Origin of the sequence: Paenibacillus aurantiacus (assembly GCF_042431225.1) — a bacterium.
Taxonomy (GTDB): Bacteria; Bacillota; Bacilli; order Paenibacillales; family Paenibacillaceae; genus Paenibacillus_Z; species Paenibacillus_Z aurantiacus.
This window is the reverse complement of sequence record NZ_JBHMDO010000044.1, coordinates 57,578-76,385: the sequence shown is the minus strand read 5'-3', so window position 1 is coordinate 76,385 and position 18,808 is coordinate 57,578. Positions and strand designations below refer to the sequence as shown.

Annotated in this window: 19 protein-coding genes and 1 riboswitch; of the genes, 3 read left to right on the top strand and 16 right to left on the bottom strand. The window is 54.8% G+C overall.

Translation table 11 applies throughout. The annotated features are described in order from the left end of the window. Nucleotides 1-147: 147 nt before the first annotated feature. On the top strand, nucleotides 148-1,542 hold the full coding sequence (locus ACFFSY_RS27205) for a hypothetical protein (RefSeq protein WP_377500088.1): 1,395 nt from the start codon (nucleotides 148-150) through the stop codon (nucleotides 1,540-1,542). Between the two features lie 95 nt (nucleotides 1,543-1,637). Here the strand turns inward: ACFFSY_RS27205 and ACFFSY_RS27200 are convergent, their stop codons facing one another. Genes ACFFSY_RS27200 through ACFFSY_RS27180 form a run of 5 tightly spaced genes read right to left on the bottom strand, consistent with a single transcriptional unit; the run spans nucleotide 1,638 to nucleotide 5,452 of the window. Then, nucleotides 1,638-2,462, bottom strand: coding sequence for a TatD family hydrolase (locus tag ACFFSY_RS27200; RefSeq protein ID WP_377500086.1), 825 nt, complete (start codon nucleotides 2,460-2,462; stop codon nucleotides 1,638-1,640). Between the two features lie 2 nt (nucleotides 2,463-2,464). Beyond that, nucleotides 2,465-3,259 (bottom strand): ABC transporter ATP-binding protein, encoded by a 795-nt coding sequence (locus ACFFSY_RS27195; RefSeq protein ID WP_377500445.1) that lies wholly within the window; start codon nucleotides 3,257-3,259, stop codon nucleotides 2,465-2,467. Beyond that, entirely contained in the window at nucleotides 3,259-4,035 is a 777-nt protein-coding gene (locus ACFFSY_RS27190) for an ABC transporter permease (protein WP_377500084.1), read from the bottom strand. The genes ACFFSY_RS27195 and ACFFSY_RS27190 overlap by 1 nt, the downstream gene beginning before the upstream one ends. Further along, nucleotides 4,025-4,327 (bottom strand): thiamine-binding protein, encoded by a 303-nt coding sequence (locus ACFFSY_RS27185; protein ID WP_377500082.1) that lies wholly within the window; start codon nucleotides 4,325-4,327, stop codon nucleotides 4,025-4,027. Before ACFFSY_RS27185 ends, ACFFSY_RS27190 begins: the two co-directional genes overlap by 11 nt. Before the next feature lie 36 nt (nucleotides 4,328-4,363). Continuing rightward, complete coding sequence (locus ACFFSY_RS27180; RefSeq protein ID WP_377500080.1) at nucleotides 4,364-5,452, bottom strand: ABC transporter substrate-binding protein; 1,089 nt, start codon at nucleotides 5,450-5,452, stop codon at nucleotides 4,364-4,366. A gap of 154 nt (nucleotides 5,453-5,606) precedes the next feature. Next, nucleotides 5,607-5,718, bottom strand: a riboswitch (TPP riboswitch). Nucleotides 5,719-5,868: 150 nt separating this feature from the next. Between ACFFSY_RS27180 and ACFFSY_RS27175 the strand changes: the two genes are divergently transcribed. Then, nucleotides 5,869-6,777, top strand: a complete 909-nt coding sequence (locus ACFFSY_RS27175; protein ID WP_377500078.1) for an NAD-dependent epimerase/dehydratase family protein — start codon at nucleotides 5,869-5,871, stop codon at nucleotides 6,775-6,777. A 72-nt stretch (nucleotides 6,778-6,849) separates the two neighbouring features. Here the strand turns inward: ACFFSY_RS27175 and ACFFSY_RS27170 are convergent, their stop codons facing one another. From ACFFSY_RS27170 to ACFFSY_RS27160, 3 genes are read right to left on the bottom strand one after another with little or no spacing between them, the layout of a single operon-like run. Continuing rightward, nucleotides 6,850-7,233 (bottom strand): hypothetical protein, encoded by a 384-nt coding sequence (locus ACFFSY_RS27170; RefSeq protein WP_377500076.1) that lies wholly within the window; start codon nucleotides 7,231-7,233, stop codon nucleotides 6,850-6,852. 18 nt (nucleotides 7,234-7,251) lie between these two features. Next, nucleotides 7,252-8,313, bottom strand: coding sequence for a glycosyltransferase family 4 protein (locus tag ACFFSY_RS27165; protein WP_377500074.1), 1,062 nt, complete (start codon nucleotides 8,311-8,313; stop codon nucleotides 7,252-7,254). 19 nt (nucleotides 8,314-8,332) lie between these two features. Continuing rightward, nucleotides 8,333-8,668, bottom strand: a complete 336-nt coding sequence (locus ACFFSY_RS27160) for a hypothetical protein (protein WP_377500072.1) — start codon at nucleotides 8,666-8,668, stop codon at nucleotides 8,333-8,335. Between the two features lie 187 nt (nucleotides 8,669-8,855). Here ACFFSY_RS27160 and ACFFSY_RS27155 point away from each other — a divergent pair, with 187 nt between their 5' ends. After that, nucleotides 8,856-9,485: a DUF1796 family putative cysteine peptidase gene (locus ACFFSY_RS27155; protein ID WP_377500070.1), complete on the top strand. Its 630-nt coding sequence runs from the start codon at nucleotides 8,856-8,858 to the stop codon at nucleotides 9,483-9,485. Nucleotides 9,486-9,601: 116 nt separating this feature from the next. Here the strand turns inward: ACFFSY_RS27155 and ACFFSY_RS27150 are convergent, their stop codons facing one another. From ACFFSY_RS27150 to ACFFSY_RS27115, 8 genes are all read right to left on the bottom strand, one after another. Then, the gene (locus tag ACFFSY_RS27150) at nucleotides 9,602-11,983 is read right to left on the bottom strand and encodes a glycosyltransferase (protein ID WP_377500068.1); all 2,382 of its coding nucleotides are present in this window, start codon (nucleotides 11,981-11,983) and stop codon (nucleotides 9,602-9,604) included. 69 nt (nucleotides 11,984-12,052) lie between these two features. After that, nucleotides 12,053-12,643 carry a class I SAM-dependent methyltransferase gene (locus tag ACFFSY_RS27145; RefSeq protein WP_377500066.1) on the bottom strand — a complete coding sequence of 197 codons (591 nt, stop codon included), beginning with the start codon at nucleotides 12,641-12,643 and terminating at the stop codon, nucleotides 12,053-12,055. 13 nt (nucleotides 12,644-12,656) lie between these two features. Beyond that, nucleotides 12,657-12,830, bottom strand: a complete 174-nt coding sequence (locus tag ACFFSY_RS27140; protein ID WP_377500064.1) for a hypothetical protein — start codon at nucleotides 12,828-12,830, stop codon at nucleotides 12,657-12,659. A gap of 11 nt (nucleotides 12,831-12,841) precedes the next feature. Further along, on the bottom strand, nucleotides 12,842-14,071 hold the full coding sequence (locus tag ACFFSY_RS27135; RefSeq protein ID WP_377500062.1) for a glycosyltransferase family 4 protein: 1,230 nt from the start codon (nucleotides 14,069-14,071) through the stop codon (nucleotides 12,842-12,844). Between the two features lie 354 nt (nucleotides 14,072-14,425). Next, nucleotides 14,426-15,103, bottom strand: coding sequence for a DnaD domain protein (locus ACFFSY_RS27130; protein WP_377500060.1), 678 nt, complete (start codon nucleotides 15,101-15,103; stop codon nucleotides 14,426-14,428). A 36-nt stretch (nucleotides 15,104-15,139) separates the two neighbouring features. Further along, nucleotides 15,140-16,435 carry an asparagine--tRNA ligase gene (gene asnS / locus ACFFSY_RS27125; protein ID WP_377500058.1) on the bottom strand — a complete coding sequence of 432 codons (1,296 nt, stop codon included), beginning with the start codon at nucleotides 16,433-16,435 and terminating at the stop codon, nucleotides 15,140-15,142. 48 nt (nucleotides 16,436-16,483) lie between these two features. Continuing rightward, the gene (locus tag ACFFSY_RS27120; protein ID WP_377500057.1) at nucleotides 16,484-17,686 is read right to left on the bottom strand and encodes an acetate kinase; all 1,203 of its coding nucleotides are present in this window, start codon (nucleotides 17,684-17,686) and stop codon (nucleotides 16,484-16,486) included. After that, on the bottom strand, nucleotides 17,683-18,570 hold the full coding sequence (locus ACFFSY_RS27115; RefSeq protein ID WP_377500055.1) for a 3-hydroxyacyl-CoA dehydrogenase family protein: 888 nt from the start codon (nucleotides 18,568-18,570) through the stop codon (nucleotides 17,683-17,685). The genes ACFFSY_RS27120 and ACFFSY_RS27115 overlap by 4 nt, the downstream gene beginning before the upstream one ends. Nucleotides 18,571-18,808: the final 238 nt, after the last annotated feature.

Sequence of the window (18,808 nt, the reverse complement as noted above, 5' to 3'; positions counted from 1 at the left end):
TCGCAGTAGCCTGTACGAGTACACAGACAGCGCCAAATAGAAAGCCCGAATTTCACGACATGATAGCGCTATCAAGCTAGACACACGCCCGGCACGGCGGATGCATACGATATAGCACCATCCGCGAAGGAAGAAGAAGGTGTTGTCATGGACGTCCAGTTTACGGCGCTTCATTGGGTTTATCTGGCATTCATCGTGTTTATTCTGGGACTTCTTATTAAACGCCGCGATACGACGCTGATCTGCGTCGCCGGGATATTCACCCTCGGCATCATCGCGACCGAGACGCTCAGCGGCTCCGTCAGCGGCATATTTAACAGCTTTATCTATGCGATCAAAGAATTAATCGGCACCATTCTCATCATCTCCATCATCGTCGCGATGAGCCGCGTGCTCATTATTACCGGCATTAACGAAACGATGGTTCAGCCGCTAACCCGATTTCTGCGCACGCCGACAATGGCGTATTGGGGCATCGGTCTCATCATGATGGTAACCTCCCTGTTCTTCTGGCCGTCTCCGGCCGTCGCCCTCATCGGCGCCGTCCTGCTGCCGGTCGCCGTGCGTGTCGGTCTCCCCGCGCTTGGCGCCGCGGTCGCCATGAACCTATTCGGTCACGGGATCGCGCTCTCGGGGGACTATATTATTCAAGGCGCGCCCAAATTGACCGCCGATGCGGCAGGCCTTCCCGTCTCTGCCGTCATGGAAGCGAGCATACCGCTCGTCGCGGTGATGGGCATCGTCACGACGGTCGCCGCATTCTGGTACATGCGAAGAGACATGAAGCGCGGGACATGGCGGAGCGGCCTCGTCACGGACGGCAGCGCGGCATCCGAGGGCCTGACGCGTATCGTCCTGCCGGATAACGTACGAAAAAGCCTCGCCGTCCTTATCCCGCTGCTATTCGCCGCCGACGTCGTCGCGATGTTCACATTGAATTTGCAGGGCGGCGACGCGACCGCGCTCGTCGGAGGAACGGCCGTGCTGATTCTAGCCGCCGTTACGCTGCTGGCGCACCGGAACAAAGGGCTCGAGCAAACGACCGCTTACTTGATCGAAGGGTTCCAATTCGGATTCAAGGTGTTCGGCCCGGTCATTCCGATCGCTGCCTTCTTCTATCTCGGCGACGCCGGCTTCACGGCGCTGTTCGGGCCGGCACTGCCCGAAAGCTCTCATGGCATTGTCAACGACCTGGGCGTCGGGCTGGCTCATCACGTGCCGCTTAACGAAGCGGTTAGCGCCGTGACCGTGACCGTGACGGGCGCCATCACGGGTCTTGACGGCTCCGGCTTCTCCGGGATCTCGCTCGCGGGCTCCATCGCCCAACTGTTCGCATCCGCGATCGGTTCCGGAGCGGCCACCTTGACGGCGCTCGGCCAAGTCGCGGCGATCTGGGTCGGCGGCGGCACGCTCATCCCTTGGGCGCTCATCCCCGCGGCCGCCATCTGCGGCGTCAGTCCGTTCGAGCTCGCCCGCCGCAACTTGAAGCCGGTGCTGATCGGGCTTGCCGCGACGACGATCGTCGCGATGTTCCTCATTTAGCCTACAAAGTCAAAAAAACCACGAGCCTTTGATTCGCATCGATGGCTCGTGGTCTTTCTCTTGTTCGCGCATAAATGTTCAAGTAAGCAGGTATCTCACAACCCGTAAAATCGTACCGCATTCCGGTATAACGTTTCGGCTGCCGATTCGGGGGCGATGCCTTTGACCGCCGCGATTGTTTCCGCGACGGCGCGAACCATCCCCGGCTTCGTGCCGTGACCGGCGAACGGACCTTCGAACGGCCATGGACCGTCGGTCTCCGTCATGAGCAGCGCAAGCGGATATGAGCGGACAAGCGATTGAATCTCGGTCTCATAGATCACGTCGGGTGTGATGGAGACCATGCATCCAAGCGAGATCATTCGCTCCACCGTAGCGGCGGCGCCTTTGAACCAGTGAAAGTGGGCGCGTGTCACGCGATGCTTCTCCAGCAATTCGAGCGCTTTGTCCGCATCTTCGTAGACGGCGTGAAGGACGATCGGACGGTCCGTCTCCGCGGCGAAGCGGACGAATCGCTCCAGCAAGGCCAGATGGCCTGATTCGTCGAATGCCGCTCCGGCCTCCTCTGCTTCCGTCCGCATGTAGTAGGGCAGCCCGACTTCGCCTATCGCGAATTGTTCCCCTGCTGCATTGCGCTCCTGCAACCAAGCGAATAATTGATCCAGTTCCGCGTTTGCCGGCAGCGGCTGCTCCGGATGAAATCCGTAAGCGGGCATGACCCGCTCCGGCATTCGCAGCGCCCATTCACGCACCTTGCGGGATGATTCGAGATGCATAGACACAGCTACGACAGCCTCCACATCTTCGCGAGCCGCCTCCTCCAGTAGCGGTTCCTGATCGGCGGCGGCATATAGGTCCAAATGAAGATGGGCGTCAATGTAACGTAGTCGGTTCGTCGAGCGGTTGGTCGTCTGGATCATAGCTATCCGATCACCTCTCCCGTCGGCGTACCCGACCCATTCGCCGGTTTCAACAGATCGTAGATGGCCAGCTTATATGCATTGAACGACGGGTCCGTCCACAGCGCCTCGCTCCGCGGCCGCGCGAACGGCACGTCGATCTCCCGGATCACGGTCGCGGGCGAAGGCGATAGCACGATGATCCGGTCCGACAGCAGCAGCGCTTCCTCGATGCTGTGCGTCACGAACAACACGGAGCGGCGGTCCGCTTCCCAGAGCGACAGCAGCCACGTCTGCATATGGAGACGGGTCAGCGCATCCAGCGCGCCGAACGGCTCGTCCAGACACATGAGCCGCTGCGGGGAGAGCAGCGCGCGAAGGAACGACACCCGCTGCTGCATGCCGCCCGACAGCGTGTCCGGATAAGCATCGGCTTCCGCGGCCAAGCCGACCCGCGCCAGCCAGTCGGCAGCTTGCGCTTCTGCCGATCCCCGTTCGATCCCGGCAATCGTGAGCGCCATGACGATATTGGCCCGTACGGTCAGCCAGGGCAGCAGCGAAGCAGATTGCGGCATATACGCGATCCGCCCGCGCTCGCCCGTGACGCGCTGGCCGTCCATGCGGATTTCCCCGCGTGTCGGCTGCTGCAGCCCGCCGATCAGATGGAACAGCGTCGATTTGCCGCTGCCCGACGGTCCAATGATAGAGACGAACTCGCCTTCCTTGACATGCAGCGAAATATGGTCCAGCACGCGCTTCGTGCTGCGTCCTTCGGTGAACGTCTTCGCGATGTCCACCAGCTCTAACGCATATGGCATCATGCTTCGTTCACCTCCTTCCGCACCTTCCAGCGGACCGCATAACGTTCAATAAGCGCAATTGCGCCGAATAAGAGCAGGCTGAACAGCACGATGAGCAGAATGCCACCGAAGACGCGGCTCGTCTCCCAGCCTCTGGACGACAGGCGGATGTAGTAGCCTAGCCCTTCGTTCGAACCGAGCGCCTCCGCATAGATGGCGCCGATGACGCTATAGGAAGCGGCAATCTTCAGTCCTGCGAACAAGTGGCCGAGCGCCCCCGGCAGCTCCAGCTTCCAAAAGATCTGCTGCTTGCTTGCGCCGATCATACGCATATAATGCATCAACTTGGGATCCGCCTGCTGGAGTCCGGTCAGCATCGACACACTGACCGGGAAGAAGCAGACCAACAGGAGCAAGATGAGCTTCGGGAGCACGCCGAACCCGAACCAGATGACGAGCAGGTCGCCCAGCACGATGACCGGCACGTTCTGTGTCAGCACGAGCAGCGGATACAGACCCGCGCGGGCGCCCGGAATCAAATGCAGCAAAGCGGCGAGCGCAAGGCCCGCCGCCGTACCGGCCGCAAATCCAATCAGCGTCAGTCGAATGGTCGCTGCCGCGTGACCCATCAGCCTCGGCCATTCCGCCCCCATCTCATGAAAGACTGCCAGCGGAGACGGCAGTATCCATTCCTCGATGGCAAACAGCGCGACCGCCGCTTGCCATAAAACGAGGAAGCCAAGAAGGCATGCGACCGGAGGGCCTAATTTGCGCAACCCCCGGCTATTGCCCATCCGGATATTTCTCCAGAAGACGTCCCATCGAAGCGCCGTTCTCCGGATTGTAGTAGATTTTGATTTGGGAGATAACCGATGCGCAGCCCATCTCCGTCATCGCTTCGTTCATCTGCCGCACGACGTCCAGCAGATGCGTCAACTCGCCCTCCATGGTCGTCTCGAGCGGTGCGACGCGGTACGGCACGCCAGCTGATTTGATGATGTCGATCGCGCGGTCCACATAGGGAATGACGCTCTCGCCGCCGGGTGTCGTCGGTAAAATTTGAATGCTCACTAACGCGTTAGCCATGAATGAAGCCACCTTTCGTCTTGTTCGCGTTCGTCGTTATTGCGGGAGGAATTCGTTCGTGAACGCCTTGTCCGCTTCCAATTGCTTGTCGAGCAGCTTGTGGTCGTACATCCACTGCGCATAGTTCTGCCACACTTCGAGTTTCTGCTCGCCCCAGCGCGGCGCGTCGTCCCGATATTTGGGACTCAGCCACTTCTGGCTAGCGCGCACGAGCTCGGCGTTCAAGTCCGGCTCAGCCTTGATCAGCAGCTCCGCCGCATCGGCCGGGTTCGCGATCGCATATTGGTAGCCTTCCGCGGCGCCGGCGACGAATGCCTGCACGAGCTCCTTCTTCTCGGCGATCATCTTCTCGCTCGTCGCGAGCACCGGCGTATAATAATCCAACTTGTCGCTATAGTCGGTTAAATAGATCATGTTCAGCTTCTCGCCGCGCAGCTCGGCTTCGACGCCTGTCCACGCGTAATAGATCCACGCGAAGTCGATGTTGCGCTTCACGGCCGTGAAGAAATCCGCGTCGCCGATGCTGATGTTATTCACTTTGGAGGCGTCTGCCTGCTCCTCTTGCATCAGCGATTCAATGACCGCCTGCTCGGCTGGCGAGCCCCATCCGCCGTAAGTCTTGCCCTCGAAATCCTTCGGGGTCTTGATGCCTTTGTCCGCAGGAGAGGCGAAACCGGACGTATTATGTTGAATGACTGCGGCGAGGGATACGAGCGGCACGCCCTGAATACGAGCCTGCGTAATGCCTTCCTGATAGCTGACGCCGAATTCGGCCGCGCCGGAGGCGATCATTTTGTCCGCGCCTGCTTCGGTCGGCTGAATGATCTCCACATCGAGTCCATGCTCGCGGAAGAACCCTTTGTCGCGCGCTACGTACAAGCCGGTATGGTTCGTATTCGGCGTCCAGTCGAGCACGACCTTTACCTTCGTCAGCGGCTTGTCCCCGGCAGCGCCTTCCGCTTCTTTGCCGTCGGCTGTATTCGTCGATGCGCCGCTGCCCGCGGTCGCATTCCCATTGTCCGGTTGAGCCGCGTTGTTAGCCCCGCAGCCCGATAGGACGAGCATGAACGTCAACAGCGCCAGCCCCCATATACTGCTTTTGGTGCGATTCCCGTTCTTCCTCATACATCCTTGCTCCTTCCTGCATATCCAAGATGAGCGTTCGAAGCGATAAAGCATCCTCCTGTTCTCCATAAGAAAAAGCGTCCTCCGATTCGGAAGACGCTTCGCTATTGCGTGTTTCGGCCGCTGCCTGCTCGCCCAATTCAAAGGGGAAGCGGCATCGCGCCCGTGCAATTCCTACGCTGGCATTATCCAGATCAGGTCCAAGGGTCGGGATTTCTCGTCAATCCCCTCTCAGCCGGTCATCACCAGCTCCCCCATGCTATTCAGTTCGTCGCACCCCCTATTATAGCACCTGATGAGAAAAATACCATCCTTCTATGGAAATGGAGAAATTTCACCGCGCTGGGTCTCCTCCTACACCCTAGCCGCCATCCCGACGTAAGATGAAGCATCAATTTCCCGCGGGAGGTCAACAAATGAAAATGGTCGTTACGGGAGGAGCGGGATTCATCGGCTCCCGTCTTGTTCAAACCTTGCTCAACCTCGGGTCGGAGGTCCACGTCCTGGATAATTTATCGACCGGCAGTACCATCCATCCGCTTGCCACGCTGCATAAAGTGGATATTTGTCATCCGCAAGCGCGAGAGATGATCGCCGCGCTTAAGCCGGATGTCGTCTACCATCTGGCTGCGCAAGCCGATGTACAGCGATCCATCCAGGAGCCGGACTTTGATGCCAGCGTCAACGTCGTGGGCACGTTAAATCTGCTAGAGGCTTGCCGCCGCGCCAATGTCCGCAAATTCATCTTCGCCTCGACGTCGGCGGTGTACGGGAAGCTGCAAAAAGAAAAGCTGGTCGAAACGGATCCGACGCAGCCGATTTCATACTACGGTTTATCCAAAATCACCGCCGAACATTACATCCGTCTGTATCACGATTTGTACGGACTGAATTACACCATTCTCCGGTACGGCAACGTCTACGGACCGGGACAGACCGCTAAGGGGGAAGGCGGAGTTGTGGCCGTCTTCATGGATCGTATCGCGCGCGGCATGCCGCTGCCGATCAACGGCGACGGCGAACAAACCCGCGATTTTATATTTGTCGACGACGTGGCAGAGGCGAATATCGCGGCAATCCGGTTTGGCGATCAAGGTACCTTCCATGTCAGCACAGGCAGCAGCGCCTCCGTCAACCGGGTCGTCGACGTTCTGCAGGACATCCACGGCTCGCAGGTTCCCGTCCTTTATCGGGAGGCCAAAGCGGGCGATATCCAGGATAGCTGTCTCGATAACAGTCTGGCGGAGGCCGTGCTTTCATGGAAGCCGGCCATCTCCCTCGAGGAAGGACTTCTTCGAACGTACCAATTCCGCAAGCCGCAATAATTCGTCTATTATCGATACCAACAGCCTTGTTTCTCCGGCGGTTCCGACCGATCCGGGAAACAAGGCTGTTTCTTATGTGTCATATACGGTTCCTTGCAAGGAATAGGGACCGATGATCCGGGCCCGTTGTTCTTTCGAACGGACGGAGAGATAGAACAACTGCGTCCCGCCTTGCGCCTGAACCGTTTCGCTTTCAACGTATCTGGCCTTGAGGAAGCAACTTTCCAGTGTCCAATAAATAAGAGGGCCGCTTGGGGCATCCCGGCGCAGGATGACTTCAAGTTCCCCGGTATCCCAATGTGGCGGCTTATCCCACGCGATCTCCATCTTGAGCACGATGCGGTCGCCCGGGGATGTATCCGGAAGCAATACGGACGTCAACGTAATCTCCTCGTCGCCGACGAGGAAAGGCAGGAACGTGCCGGCAGCCGCTCCGTTCTTCTGCGTGAATTTCATGATCGTCCCTCTCTCCTCTCAAATGACGCTCAGCATATTCACGAATCGGCTCGTATATAGGGAAGGATTGAACTCCGCCAGCACGTGACGCTGCGCGTGAGTGCGAATATGCTCTCTTAATCCCACATGGTACATTAATTCCAGCGCTTCCTTGACGGCATGCTCGATGTTGCCCAGCGAATAGAATTTACCGGTCTCGTTATGGTAGATCGAGCTGGACACCCCGTCCGAACTCGTCGATAATACCGGGCACCTACAGCTCATCGCTTCCAAAATCCCGTACGGGGCTCCCTCCACCTTGGACGTCGAAATCAGCATGCCGCCCGAATCGCCGATCTTCGAGAATACCTGCTGCATCTCCGCGTTCGGTACGTTGGCTCGAATGGTTAATCGGTTGCTCAGATTGAGCGTACCGATCATCTGCGTGAACGCTTCCCGCTCCACCGGGTTCGCCAGCGACGGATCTTCGAACATCCACAGCTGCACCTCGGGCCGGATAGCTGCGATCGATGCGCCTACTTGCAGAAATTCGCGCCAGTTCTTGTTGTCCTCGATCCGGCCAATCCAAGCGATTACTGGGTTAGGAAGCTTTGGCAGCGACTGATAGGTGAACGAGGAAGCGTCGAAGCAGTTATTGAACTGAAACTGCGGAATATGCGGGTACAAGGTTTGGAAGATCGTCGAAATATGCGGCGTTTTCGGATTGAGCAATCCCGATACGTGCGAGTTGATGATCGGAGCGGCTTCGGTCAACTTCTCCCACGCCACTCGTTGGGGTCCATAGCCTTGAATTTCAAGTATAAATTTCCCACGATAACCCATCATTCGGAATCTCGGGAACGTCTGGTGATCGGTCGTGACGATAACGACGTCATACTTGCCGGCATCCAGGATTTGTTTGATGGTAATGTCATTGCTCGTCACGAAGATCGGGAGGTCGCCCGCGTTCTGCATGCCCGCTCCCCATTGGTAATAAAGGCAGTGTGCGTTAATGCCTGCCTCCCGAAGCGCAAGGCAGCGCTGCCGGTTCAACGTCTCCACGCCCCCGCTCGGGATGTAATAGACGAATAGGATGTTCATGGTTCTCTCCCTTCTGCCGTTAGCTCATCCGGATACAATCTTCCTGCGTAAATAGCGCCACCAAAGCCCCATGGTTTTTGACGTGGACCGTCACGCCCGTCGGATGATGGTTATTCAAATTCGTGACAAGCAGTAAGCTGAAGGAACCATAGTTCGTCGGCAGATTCGGAGCGACCGCCACCGCTCCCGGCGCCAAATGGAACAATCCGACGAAAATGACGTTATGCGGGGTCTCTAGCTCCACCAGCACGTCGAATTCCTCGCCACCGTTATTGGTGATCGTTAAGTCCGCGGACTCAATATACCGGCAATCGATCTTCTCGTAAGGGGCGGAGTTCAATCTGAATACGGACATGCGCTGTCCCTCCAAAGGTGAAATCGTTCCTTACTAGTTTATGTGAGTCTCTTCCAGGGGTAAGGGCATATCCATCCGGACATGTAACCATATGTGCGTCTCCGTCCACGATTGACCATGCAAGTTATCCTTATCTCGCATTTGATGTAGGAAGCTGACGCATTTATAAGAGAAAGGAAGATACGATTTGAAACTATCCGCCTTGAAAGGGACTTACGACGCTATTTACAGCCTTGGCGATGTTTGTCTTGCCGGTATTCAAATGGAACACCATGGTATGCGTCATGTCGCCGGCCCGCTCGATTGGATGGCTTCGTACAACTTGCCGCAAGTCATAAGGCTGCTGGCCAACCGTTTCGCGGGGTTTATGGATTACAACCACCTAAGGGTGGAAGGAATGGCTGGCGAGAAAATTTATCTGGTGAAGGAGATGGAATACGATATTCTGTCCAATCACGACTTCTTCGTCCATAATAACTTCCCGCCTCATCTAGCCGCCTACCCGGAAATTAAAGCCAAGTACGACCGCCGCGTCTCACGCTTTCTTGAAAAAGCTGCCAACAGCAACAAAATCCTCTACATCCGAACGGAAGCAACGTTCGAGCAAACAATCGAGCTTCAGGCGGTTCTCGCCGGATTGGTAGCCAACGATTTTCGTCTGCTCATCATCAATCACGATCCCGTGCCTGGCATCGTCGAGCTGGACTGGGGCATCGACAAAGTATGCGCGCTCCAATTGCCTAATGATGAGAAATGGAACGGCAACAATCACTTATGGGCGCAGATTTTTTCGCATATCACGCTAACCGAGAACTGAATGAGAAGAGCGCAACAAGCGCTGTTTAACCGCCTTCTTGACGGATAACAGCGCTTGTTTGACGTTCCGGGTTAGGAAGGAGGCTACCTGAATAGACCGGTTAGAACGACGCCTAACTAGGCATAGACGACCCCGCTTAAATGGCAAATGTTGCAAATCTGGACGTGGTTGCCGTGGGCTAACACGCACATGAAAAAGTTTTGGGTGGGATGCAATCCGTGCTCTGCATGATTGAACGTGATAACGCCGGTAACATGACTTGCCACCGTGTGATTGATTTCCGTGACCAACTCTCTACGATGCGCGCCTTCTCGGTACAGCCGGATGGTTATGACCGTATCCGCATCGGCGCCTATGTTATGAACGCCGAAGGTCCCCGTGATTTGTATCCGATTGCCGACCACAATATTTTTCAAAAAAACGTTCGTTAACTGAAGCTCTTCGCCCGCAGGGAGTACAAAGGGCATCTGATAGGGCTCACCACATCTATTCGCTTCATTGAATGAATAATCACGCACGAGACCCAAATCGTTCTCCTCCTCCATCGAATCAATGGTCTGCATCGGAATGTCAGCCAGCAAATACTCATAAAAATTTCGGTAACGAAGAATAAAATGATGCCGTGTGTAATTCGACAACACTTTATTCCTTGCGGCGCTTCGAATGCTTTGGTGCCATTCCGCATGCTGCAATAGATTGATAGCTTGCATCATGAAATCTTCTTCCTCTTGGCTCGTGCGGGCGATCAGCAGCCCGTCTACATTCGGATCGATGAGATCTACCCACCCTCTTACGGAAAAAGCCACAACAGGAACCGCGGCTGCCATCGCCTCGAGACCGCTAATCGGGAATCCTTCGCTCGGAGAAGTAGAAGCCAAAAGATCCGTTATCTTGAGAATACTATGAACGTCTTCCCTCGCTCCGAATATGAGCAGCTTCGGAAAAAGCGGCGCAGCTGCATGCTCCACTTGGTCCCGCAGCGGCCCATCCCCCACCATGATAAAGCGATATCGATCATGAGTATCAGAAGCGATTATTTTTTGAGCGATAGAAATAAATTTAAGCGGATCTTTATCCGTATTCAGTCTGGCGATATAACTAATGACCTTTTTGTCGGACGGAATACCGAAGACCTGCTTCAGCGCGATGACTTCTTCTGTCGTCCCGGGACGGAACAATTCCGTATCGACGCCGTTTGGTACGATGTCGATTTTTTGGGGGTCGATTTGAAACAGTTCCTGCATGGTTTGTTTTAATGAAGCTTTACATATCGTGTACTTATCGATCCAATTGTCGTATTGACGGGAATGGCGGACGTGATCCCAAGCTAGCTCCGGGACATAATCATGAAGCAGCGACACCGTTTTGACATGAGGAAATTTGGACTTCAATCGAGGCAGCATATTATACCCGACTTCGCTGTTATTAATATGCACGATTTGAATATCCCTGGTTTCGATTAAATGTAAAATCAATGGTTCCATCTGAGCAGGGGTGTCGAATAAGAGGGGCATTTGAAACACTTCATCGCTGCAGCTATCGAAGCGCTCGAACCAGGGACTTTCCGCTCGCAAAGTCGTGACCAGCGTAATGTGATACAGCTCTCTTGGCAGTCCTTCAATCAAATCGAGAAAGAACTTCTCCGCTCCCCCAACAATCAACCATGGCATCATAAGCATGAGTCTGGTCTTTTGCCGGGAAACGGGTAGAGTCGCATAGGGATGCGCGGCGTATTTCCAATCCGTTATTTGCATGTTCGATGGATGAGGCCCTTTGGATAAGAGACCCTGATCTAATGCTTGATAGAGGTCGGGATATTTTTGGCGCATATTTCGTTTAATTTGTTCATAGCGGGTCAGCAATTCCGCTGATCTAGTAAAACCATGTCTACGATAGAAAAACAATACCTCGGGAATTTGAAATCCTTCCCACCCTTTGGCAGCGAGTTTGATCCAGAATTCCCAGTCGTCATACCCATCCCCCTGCTCCTCGAATCCGTTGGCTTGTTCCCAGGCCACTTTCCTGAATAAGGAGTTTCCGATAACAATATTTTCGTTCAGCAACCGTTCAAACGAGTACGGAGGAGGCGTCCAGGTCCAAGATTCGTTGCCGAACATTTTTAAATGGCAGGTGACGAAACCGACCTCAGGGCGCGTTTCCATGACCCATGTACCTTTTTCAAGCAATGTCGGATGTATTCTGTCATCTGCGTCCAATCGAAAAATATATTTTCCTCTTGCTTCTCGAATCCCATTATTTAAGGCGGCCGACACGCCTTGGTTCTTCTGATGTATCACTCTGGTTTTCGGTTTATGGAGCTGCTTCAGCAGTTCAACCGTGAACGGATCCGTCGATCCGTCATTGACGACGATAATTTCAAAGTCCTGAAGGGTAGAAGCGAGGCAAGAGTCAATGGCTTCCTCAAGGAACTCGCCATAATTATAGCAAGGTATAACGATCGAAACCCATGGCGGCACATTATTGCCCCATAATGACATCCTACAAGCACCTCCTCATACACGAATCGGATGCAGACCACGGCTCAATTGCGTCACAAGTGCGCCCAATCAAGCTTTCTGGAATAATATCAACGCTTCCTCGAGCAAACAAAGCCTTGGGTAGATTCTCATCTCCACCGGGTTAAACGCGGATAACGTCGTCATCACTTCGTTCCAATCGAAAATGTTGTTCAAATACCCTTCATGCAGTTCCCGCTTTTTAAAAGTCGTCGTACCAAGGCCGTGAAAGAAATTAACGAGTACAAAGCCGCCGCTGATTCGATAGAGCTCCGAGAATCCGGCTTCCCAGTTATCAAGATGGTTTAATACGTCTTTGCAGTAAACGAATTCGAAGCTATTATCCGCGAACGGGAGATTCAAAATATTCCCTTCCATGAAATTGCCCTCCGGATACTTTAGCCGGCAATGCTCAATCATCTGTGGCGTGATATCCACACCCGTATAATCCATGTTGGGGTTAACGGTCTTTGCGCCTAAAAAATCCACCCCGGGCCCGCAGCCCACTTCGAGCATTTTGTTTACCTTCAATTGTTCTAACAATGACCGGTATAACTGTCGGATCGGTTTGTTGTACCCTTCGTCCGCATTTTGCAGAAATAAGTCCGGATTCACCCGGCTCCAAAATGACGTAATATCCATCTCGCTTCACCCCTTATTCGTTGATTACGTATGCCAGCACAGTCGAATCCGGCAGCTTGTATTCCTTTGGCAGCGCAGCGAATAGATGATTCCATACCGCATAGTCGACCCGGGGCTCGTGATCCACCGTCTGAACCGCAAAGATCCGGTTATACAAATCGCCCCGTACCCAAAAGACAGGATGCATGGAAATCCCCCTTAAACAGAATGTGAAACGACAGCCGAATAAACTTGAAGCAGCCGATTAATCATGAGCTCCATCGACCAGTGCTGAACTGCCCACGATTTGGCGTTTTCCCCCAGCCGCTTGCGATATTCGTCGTGCTCCAGCAGATGATGGATTTGGTGGAACAGCGTGACCGGGTCGCCGACCGGCGAGATCAACCCCGTCTTGCCGTGTTCAACCATTTCGGGCAAACCGCCCGCAGAGGAGACCAGCGCCGGCAGTCCCGCCAGCTGCGCCTCCATGACGGAAAAAGGCTGGTTATCTTGGAGACATGAATGGACGAAAATATCAGACTGAAGGAGAAGGGCCGGAATGTCATCGCGTCTCCCCAAAAAAAGCACGTCCTGCTGTAAAGAAGCATCCAGCACCTGTTGCTGCAGTTCTTCCTGTTTATCGCCATCCCCGACGATCCAGCACACCCAATCCTGACGAATCTGCTTCAGAAACGCTAAGGCGGAAATAAGAATGTTGATGCCTTTCACAAATACAAGGCGAGCGGGAAAAATGATCACCTTCTTACCCGGTGGCCGCTGAATAGGCGTGCCCAAGCTCGTCTTGTTCCAAAAGGAAGTCGCATCTAATCCGTACTGAAAGACGGCCACTTGGTGTTCGGGAACGCCATGCCGATGGACAAGCATGTTTTTCTGCCACTGGTTCGCCGTAATCGTAATGTTGGACGAAGTGGCCCCGTAATGTTCGATCGAGTTGAAATAGCGCCAAGGCGGAGAATTTTCAATCACCCCCAACTCAGAGTTCATGCCAAAATGGTTCATCATTTCCAAGGCGACGGAGCCGTGGAGATGCGCCACCAACGGTACCCGCTTCGGCTTCACGCGGCTGATGGCACGGGCGGCGAAGACATCTTGCGTATGGATAACATCGTAACCGTCTAGTCCGAAGTAAGCTGCGGATAGCTCCATGCAATAACGGTCTATTTCATATTGTCTAATAATTTCGTGCGGACCAAGATGCAGCAACGGCGATTTCGCCGCATCCAGCTTAGAATCAAGAAGGGGCAAGAGCTTATCCTTGGACAGCTCGAGCCCACGATTAACGATATGGAACTTCTTATAATCGGGACTATTGCCCAGGAGATCGACTTCATGTCCCATCGCTTCGAGATGCTCCTTGATTTGGGACATGAACTTCCAAACGCCGCCAACATGAGGAATTAGCCAATAGGTAGCCAATAAGATTTTCATAAAACCCCTCCGGATCAGCAATGCAACATCCATACGATTGTATAGCGCCTCGTGATCGATGAATTGAATAGTCTAATCGGTAATCGGGCGACGCAACACGTAAGGCGTAAGTATTCGTAATATATTAGGAAACGACTAGGAGGGGCACGGCGTTTCCTCCATGCTTTTCGCCCGTCTACCTCCTGCTGCTGTTCCTTGGTTGGGCAGCGGGCAGCTCGCTTGCGATGTCGCTTGAATCCATCCTTCCCGTGAAAGCGCAAAAAATCCATAGTTTCTCCTCTTACTCGGGGTAATTCCCTTCCCTTGTAATGGATAGAAACTATGGATTGTCGATCGAACTATCTATGAAAACGACTACCCTCGTCCTGGCCGGAACTTCTGCGTATAGGCTCTCGCTTCCTCCGGGCTCGTGACCCGGTTGCGGCCCCATTCGAACAAAATACGGTCAATGTATCGCAGATGCACTTTGCCCGCGAACACCGCTTCCTTCAGCGCGAAACGGATCAACTCGTCCGAATACCGGTCCTGGTCGATCCATATGCTGATCGTCTCGCATTCCATCGGCGACAGCGGCCGCCCGAATTCCTGCTCGAAGACGGTGAACAGATCGCTCGCTTTGACCTCTGGTACGCGTTCTGCCCGGCTGGCCTGCATCGATTCGCGCGTGCCGTCCGACAGCCACTCTGCCGAGCGAATTACCCATCCGTCCCAGTTGTAGCACTCCGACTGCACGCCAGTCAACGGATCGACATGCTCATCGATGGACAGGAAGCCTTCCTTCATGAGACGGCCTAGCAGCTGATGAGCCGTCTTCGGCGTCACGCCAAGCCGATCTGCCAACTGTTCCGGCGTTGGAAAGTCAACGCCCTCAAGTTGACGGAATGACATCAGTTGAAGCAGCAGCAGAAATTCGGTATCGGATAGGCCGATGCCGGGATAGGCGCGAAGTAGGCCGGCCGGAACGACTAGGCTCCCGCCGTTCATGGCGGACGCCATTCCCCTGGCGTAGGCTTTCCACATCTCGTTACTCATCCGCTCCCCCTCCTCTTCGCCGGGTCGTGCCGGCGGTTACGGATACAGACGATAGAGCATCCGCGGGAACGGAATCGTCTCGCGCACGTGATCCAAGCCGCAAATCCACGCAACCGTACGCTCAAGGCCGAGTCCGAAGCCCGAATGCGGCACCGAGCCGTATTTGCGCAGATCCAGATACCATTGATACGCCTCTTCGGACAGTTCATGCTCCTTGAAGCGTTCGGCCAACAGCTCCGGATCGTCGATGCGCTGGGAGCCGCCGATAATCTCGCCGTATCCTTCCGGCGCGATCATGTCCGCGCACAGCACCACTTCCGGGCGGTTCGGATCCGGCTTCATATAGAACGCCTTGAACGATGCCGGATAATGCGTGATGAAGACCGGCTTGTCGTATTTCTCGGCAATGGCCGTCTCGTGCGGCGCGCCGAAATCTTCGCCCCATGGGATGTCGAAGCCTTGCTCGTTCAGGAACTTGATCGCGCCGTCGTACGTGATCCGCGGGAACGGCCCTTGAATCGACTCTAGCTTGGAGATGTCGCGGCCAATCGCCTCGAGCTCCTTGCGGCAGTTCGTTAAGACGGACTGCACGACGTAGCTGATGAACTGCTCCTGCACCCGCAGGTTCTCCTCGTGATCGACGAACGCCATCTCTGGCTCGATCATCCAGAACTCAATCAGGTGGCGGCGCGTCTTCGACTTCTCGGCGCGGAACGTCGGCCCGAACGAATAGACTTTGCCGAGCGCCATTGCGGCCGCTTCCATGTACAACTGACCGCTTTGCGTCAAGTATGCGTCCTCGTCGAAGTACTTCGTATGGAATAGGTTCGTTGTGCCTTCGCAGGACGATGGCGTCAGAATCGGCGGATCGACCAGCGTGAAGTCGCGCTCATCGAAGAATCGCTGAATGGAGCGAATGATCTCGGCGCGGATGACCATAATCGCACGCTGCTTCGGCGTACGCAGCCACAGGTGGCGGCGGTCCATGAGATAATCGACCCCATGCTCCTTCGGCGTGATCGGATATTCTTCGGTCAGCTGGATGACTTCGATGTCTTCCACGGTCAACTCATAGCCGGATTGGCTGCGCGGCTCTTCCCGCACGATGCCTTTCACGTATACCGAAGACTCCTGGGTCAGCGACTTGGCCGTGTTCCATACCTCTTCGGATACTTCGCTCTTCACGATTACGCCCTGGATGTAGCCTGTACCGTCGCGCAGCTGCAGAAATTGGATTTTGCCGCTGGACCGCTTATTGTTGATCCAGCCGCCCATCCAGACAGACTCGCCCGCATGCCCGCCAATCTGTTTAATCGTCGTCAATGTTCTCATGGGCAACGCTTCCTTCCTTTGGTGTTCCTAGTACTTCCCTTATCGGTATTACTTGCTTTTCACGAGATTATACGTATCGCGCGCGATGAGCAATTCTTCGTTGGTCGGCACGACCAGTACCTTCACGCGGGAGGCATCTGTGGAAATGAACCGCGCTTCCTTCGAGCGGATATTGTTGCGCTCGTTATCCAGCTCCGCGCCAAGGAACGTAACGCCGTCCACGACGGCTTGGCGCACGACGGAGGAATTCTCGCCCACGCCTGCCGTGAACACGATCGCGTCAATACCGTTCATGGCCGCCGCGTATGCGCCGATATACTTACGCAGACGGTATGTATACATATCGAAGGCCAGCTTCGCGTTCTTGTCGCCTTCCTTCATCGCGTCCGTAATCTCGCGCATGTCGCTGCTCAAGCCGCTAATCGCCTGCAAGCCGCTGTGTTTGTTCAGCATCGAGCTGACCTCGCTGAGCGTCAGATCTTCCTTGTTCATCGTGAACGGCACGATCGCCGGGTCCATGTCGCCGCTGCGCGTTCCCATCATAAGTCCTTCGAGCGGCGTCAAGCCCATGCTCGTATCGAACGACTTGCCTTCGAGAATCGCGGTACAGCTAGCGCCGTTGCCGATATGGCACGTCACCATCTTTAGCGATTCGAGCGGTTGACCGATAACTTCGGCTGCCTTGTGGCTGACGTAATCGTGCGACGTGCCATGGAATCCGTATCGGCGGATTTTGTGCCGGCGATAGAGCACCATCGGAATGGGGTACAAGAAGGATTCCTGCGGCATCGATTGATGGAAGGCCGTATCGAAGACGACCGCTTGGGGCACGCCGGGCAGGTTCGCTTCGACGGCTAGAATACCCATCATCGCCGGCGGATTGTGCAGCGGCGCCAGATCGAACAGCTTGCGGATCTCGAGCTTCACTTCCGGCGTGACGACCGTCGACTGCTTGAAGCTCTCGCCGCCGTGAACGACGCGATGTCCGACAGCTTTGATCTCGGTCATCGCCTTCAGCACGCCATGTTCCGAGTGCGTCAGCAGATCGATGACTTTGCGAACCGCCGTGTTGTGGTCGAGGATTTCGCTCACTTGGCGAACTTCCGGCTTATCGGTCGGCTCGTGGGTGACGATGGAGGAATCCATTCCGATCCGCTCGACACGGCCCTGCGCGAGTACTGCCTCGTTCTTCATATTATACAGCTGGTACTTGAGCGACGAGCTGCCAGCGTTCATGACTAATACGATCATATGCGGTCCCCGTCCTTGTCATATTTGAAAAATCCGATACCGGACTTGATGCCTAAATGTCCGGCGCGCACCATTTTCTTCAGTACGATCGAAGGGCGGTACTTCAGCTCCCCGTATTCGCGGAACATCCGATCGAGCGCAGCCAATACGGAGTCCAAGCCGAAGCGGTCCGCCATCTCGAACGGGCCATGCTGGAACGAATAGCCGATACGCATCGCGCTGTCGATATCCTCGGCGGAGGCGACGCCTTCCTCGAGCACGTGAAGCGCTTCGTTAATGAACAAGCAGATAAGACGCGTAGTCACGAAACCAGGCGACTCGAATACCATGACGCCTTTCTTCTGAATGACGTCTTCGACGAATTCCTTCGTTTGGTTGAACGTCTCATCGCTCGTCTTCAATCCGCGTACAATCTCCACCAGATCGGTCTTCATGACCGGGTAAACAAAGTGCATCCCGATAACACGTTCCGGATAGGCCGTCACGCCCGCCAGCTCGGTCAAGCTAAGCGTCGACGTATTGCTAGCCAAAATCACGTTCGGCCCGCACAGACGATCAAGCTGATCGAACACGATTTTTTTGCTGTCCAAGTCCTCCGTGATCGTCTCGATGACCAGCTCGCATCCCGAAAGGTCCGCCAGCTTATGAATCGGATGAATTCGGTTCAGCACAAGCTTCTTCTCGGCTTGCGTGAGCGCCCACTTCTCGATTTGCTTATCCAGGCTGAGTCCGATCGCGCTCATCGCCTGCGACAAGCGTTCGGCCGATTGCTCGGTCACATATACGTCAAGCCCTTTGAATGCGAGCATTTCCGCGATGCCTTGTCCCATCGTTCCGGCGCCAATGACGCCCACTTTACGTATGTTCAACGTTTCATCCTCCATTGAAGCAGATCGTATATTTGTAGTATAAGTGATGATCCGCTATCTATCCGCTCTATATTATAGCCGTTTTGCCCCCCATGGGCTAGCTGTTCCCTCAAGGCGCTTTTGAGACATTATTGTGAACAAAGTCGCAATTGTTAGGCAATAATGAATTGCGTATTAGTCATCTTGACGGAGCAGCGGCAGACAAAATCGACACAAACCGACGGTGAGGCGGTTTAATAATGGATCATCACGT

Excerpts from the sequence above, each read along its gene's own strand:
- asnS (WP_377500058.1), bottom strand. The coding sequence starts at position 16,435 with ATGAGAACATTGACGACGATTAAACAGATTGGCGGGCATGCGGGCGAG.
- ACFFSY_RS27130 (WP_377500060.1), bottom strand. The coding sequence starts at position 15,103 with ATGAGTAACGAGATGTGGAAAGCCTACGCCAGGGGAATGGCGTCCGCC.
- ACFFSY_RS27190 (WP_377500084.1), bottom strand. The coding sequence starts at position 4,035 with ATGGGCAATAGCCGGGGGTTGCGCAAATTAGGCCCTCCGGTCGCATGC.
- ACFFSY_RS27115 (WP_377500055.1), bottom strand. The coding sequence starts at position 18,570 with ATGGAGGATGAAACGTTGAACATACGTAAAGTGGGCGTCATTGGCGCC.
- ACFFSY_RS27165 (WP_377500074.1), bottom strand. The coding sequence starts at position 8,313 with ATGAACATCCTATTCGTCTATTACATCCCGAGCGGGGGCGTGGAGACG.
- ACFFSY_RS27180 (WP_377500080.1), bottom strand. The coding sequence starts at position 5,452 with ATGAGGAAGAACGGGAATCGCACCAAAAGCAGTATATGGGGGCTGGCG.
- ACFFSY_RS27205 (WP_377500088.1), top strand. The coding sequence starts at position 148 with ATGGACGTCCAGTTTACGGCGCTTCATTGGGTTTATCTGGCATTCATC.
- ACFFSY_RS27185 (WP_377500082.1), bottom strand. The coding sequence starts at position 4,327 with ATGGCTAACGCGTTAGTGAGCATTCAAATTTTACCGACGACACCCGGC.
- ACFFSY_RS27160 (WP_377500072.1), bottom strand. The coding sequence starts at position 8,668 with ATGTCCGTATTCAGATTGAACTCCGCCCCTTACGAGAAGATCGATTGC.
- ACFFSY_RS27120 (WP_377500057.1), bottom strand. The coding sequence starts at position 17,686 with ATGATCGTATTAGTCATGAACGCTGGCAGCTCGTCGCTCAAGTACCAG.
- ACFFSY_RS27195 (WP_377500445.1), bottom strand. The coding sequence starts at position 3,259 with ATGCCATATGCGTTAGAGCTGGTGGACATCGCGAAGACGTTCACCGAA.
- ACFFSY_RS27150 (WP_377500068.1), bottom strand. The coding sequence starts at position 11,983 with ATGTCATTATGGGGCAATAATGTGCCGCCATGGGTTTCGATCGTTATA.
- ACFFSY_RS27200 (WP_377500086.1), bottom strand. The coding sequence starts at position 2,462 with ATGATCCAGACGACCAACCGCTCGACGAACCGACTACGTTACATTGAC.
- ACFFSY_RS27135 (WP_377500062.1), bottom strand. The coding sequence starts at position 14,071 with ATGAAAATCTTATTGGCTACCTATTGGCTAATTCCTCATGTTGGCGGC.
- ACFFSY_RS27170 (WP_377500076.1), bottom strand. The coding sequence starts at position 7,233 with ATGAAATTCACGCAGAAGAACGGAGCGGCTGCCGGCACGTTCCTGCCT.
- ACFFSY_RS27175 (WP_377500078.1), top strand. The coding sequence starts at position 5,869 with ATGAAAATGGTCGTTACGGGAGGAGCGGGATTCATCGGCTCCCGTCTT.
- ACFFSY_RS27140 (WP_377500064.1), bottom strand. The coding sequence starts at position 12,830 with ATGCATCCTGTCTTTTGGGTACGGGGCGATTTGTATAACCGGATCTTT.
- ACFFSY_RS27145 (WP_377500066.1), bottom strand. The coding sequence starts at position 12,643 with ATGGATATTACGTCATTTTGGAGCCGGGTGAATCCGGACTTATTTCTG.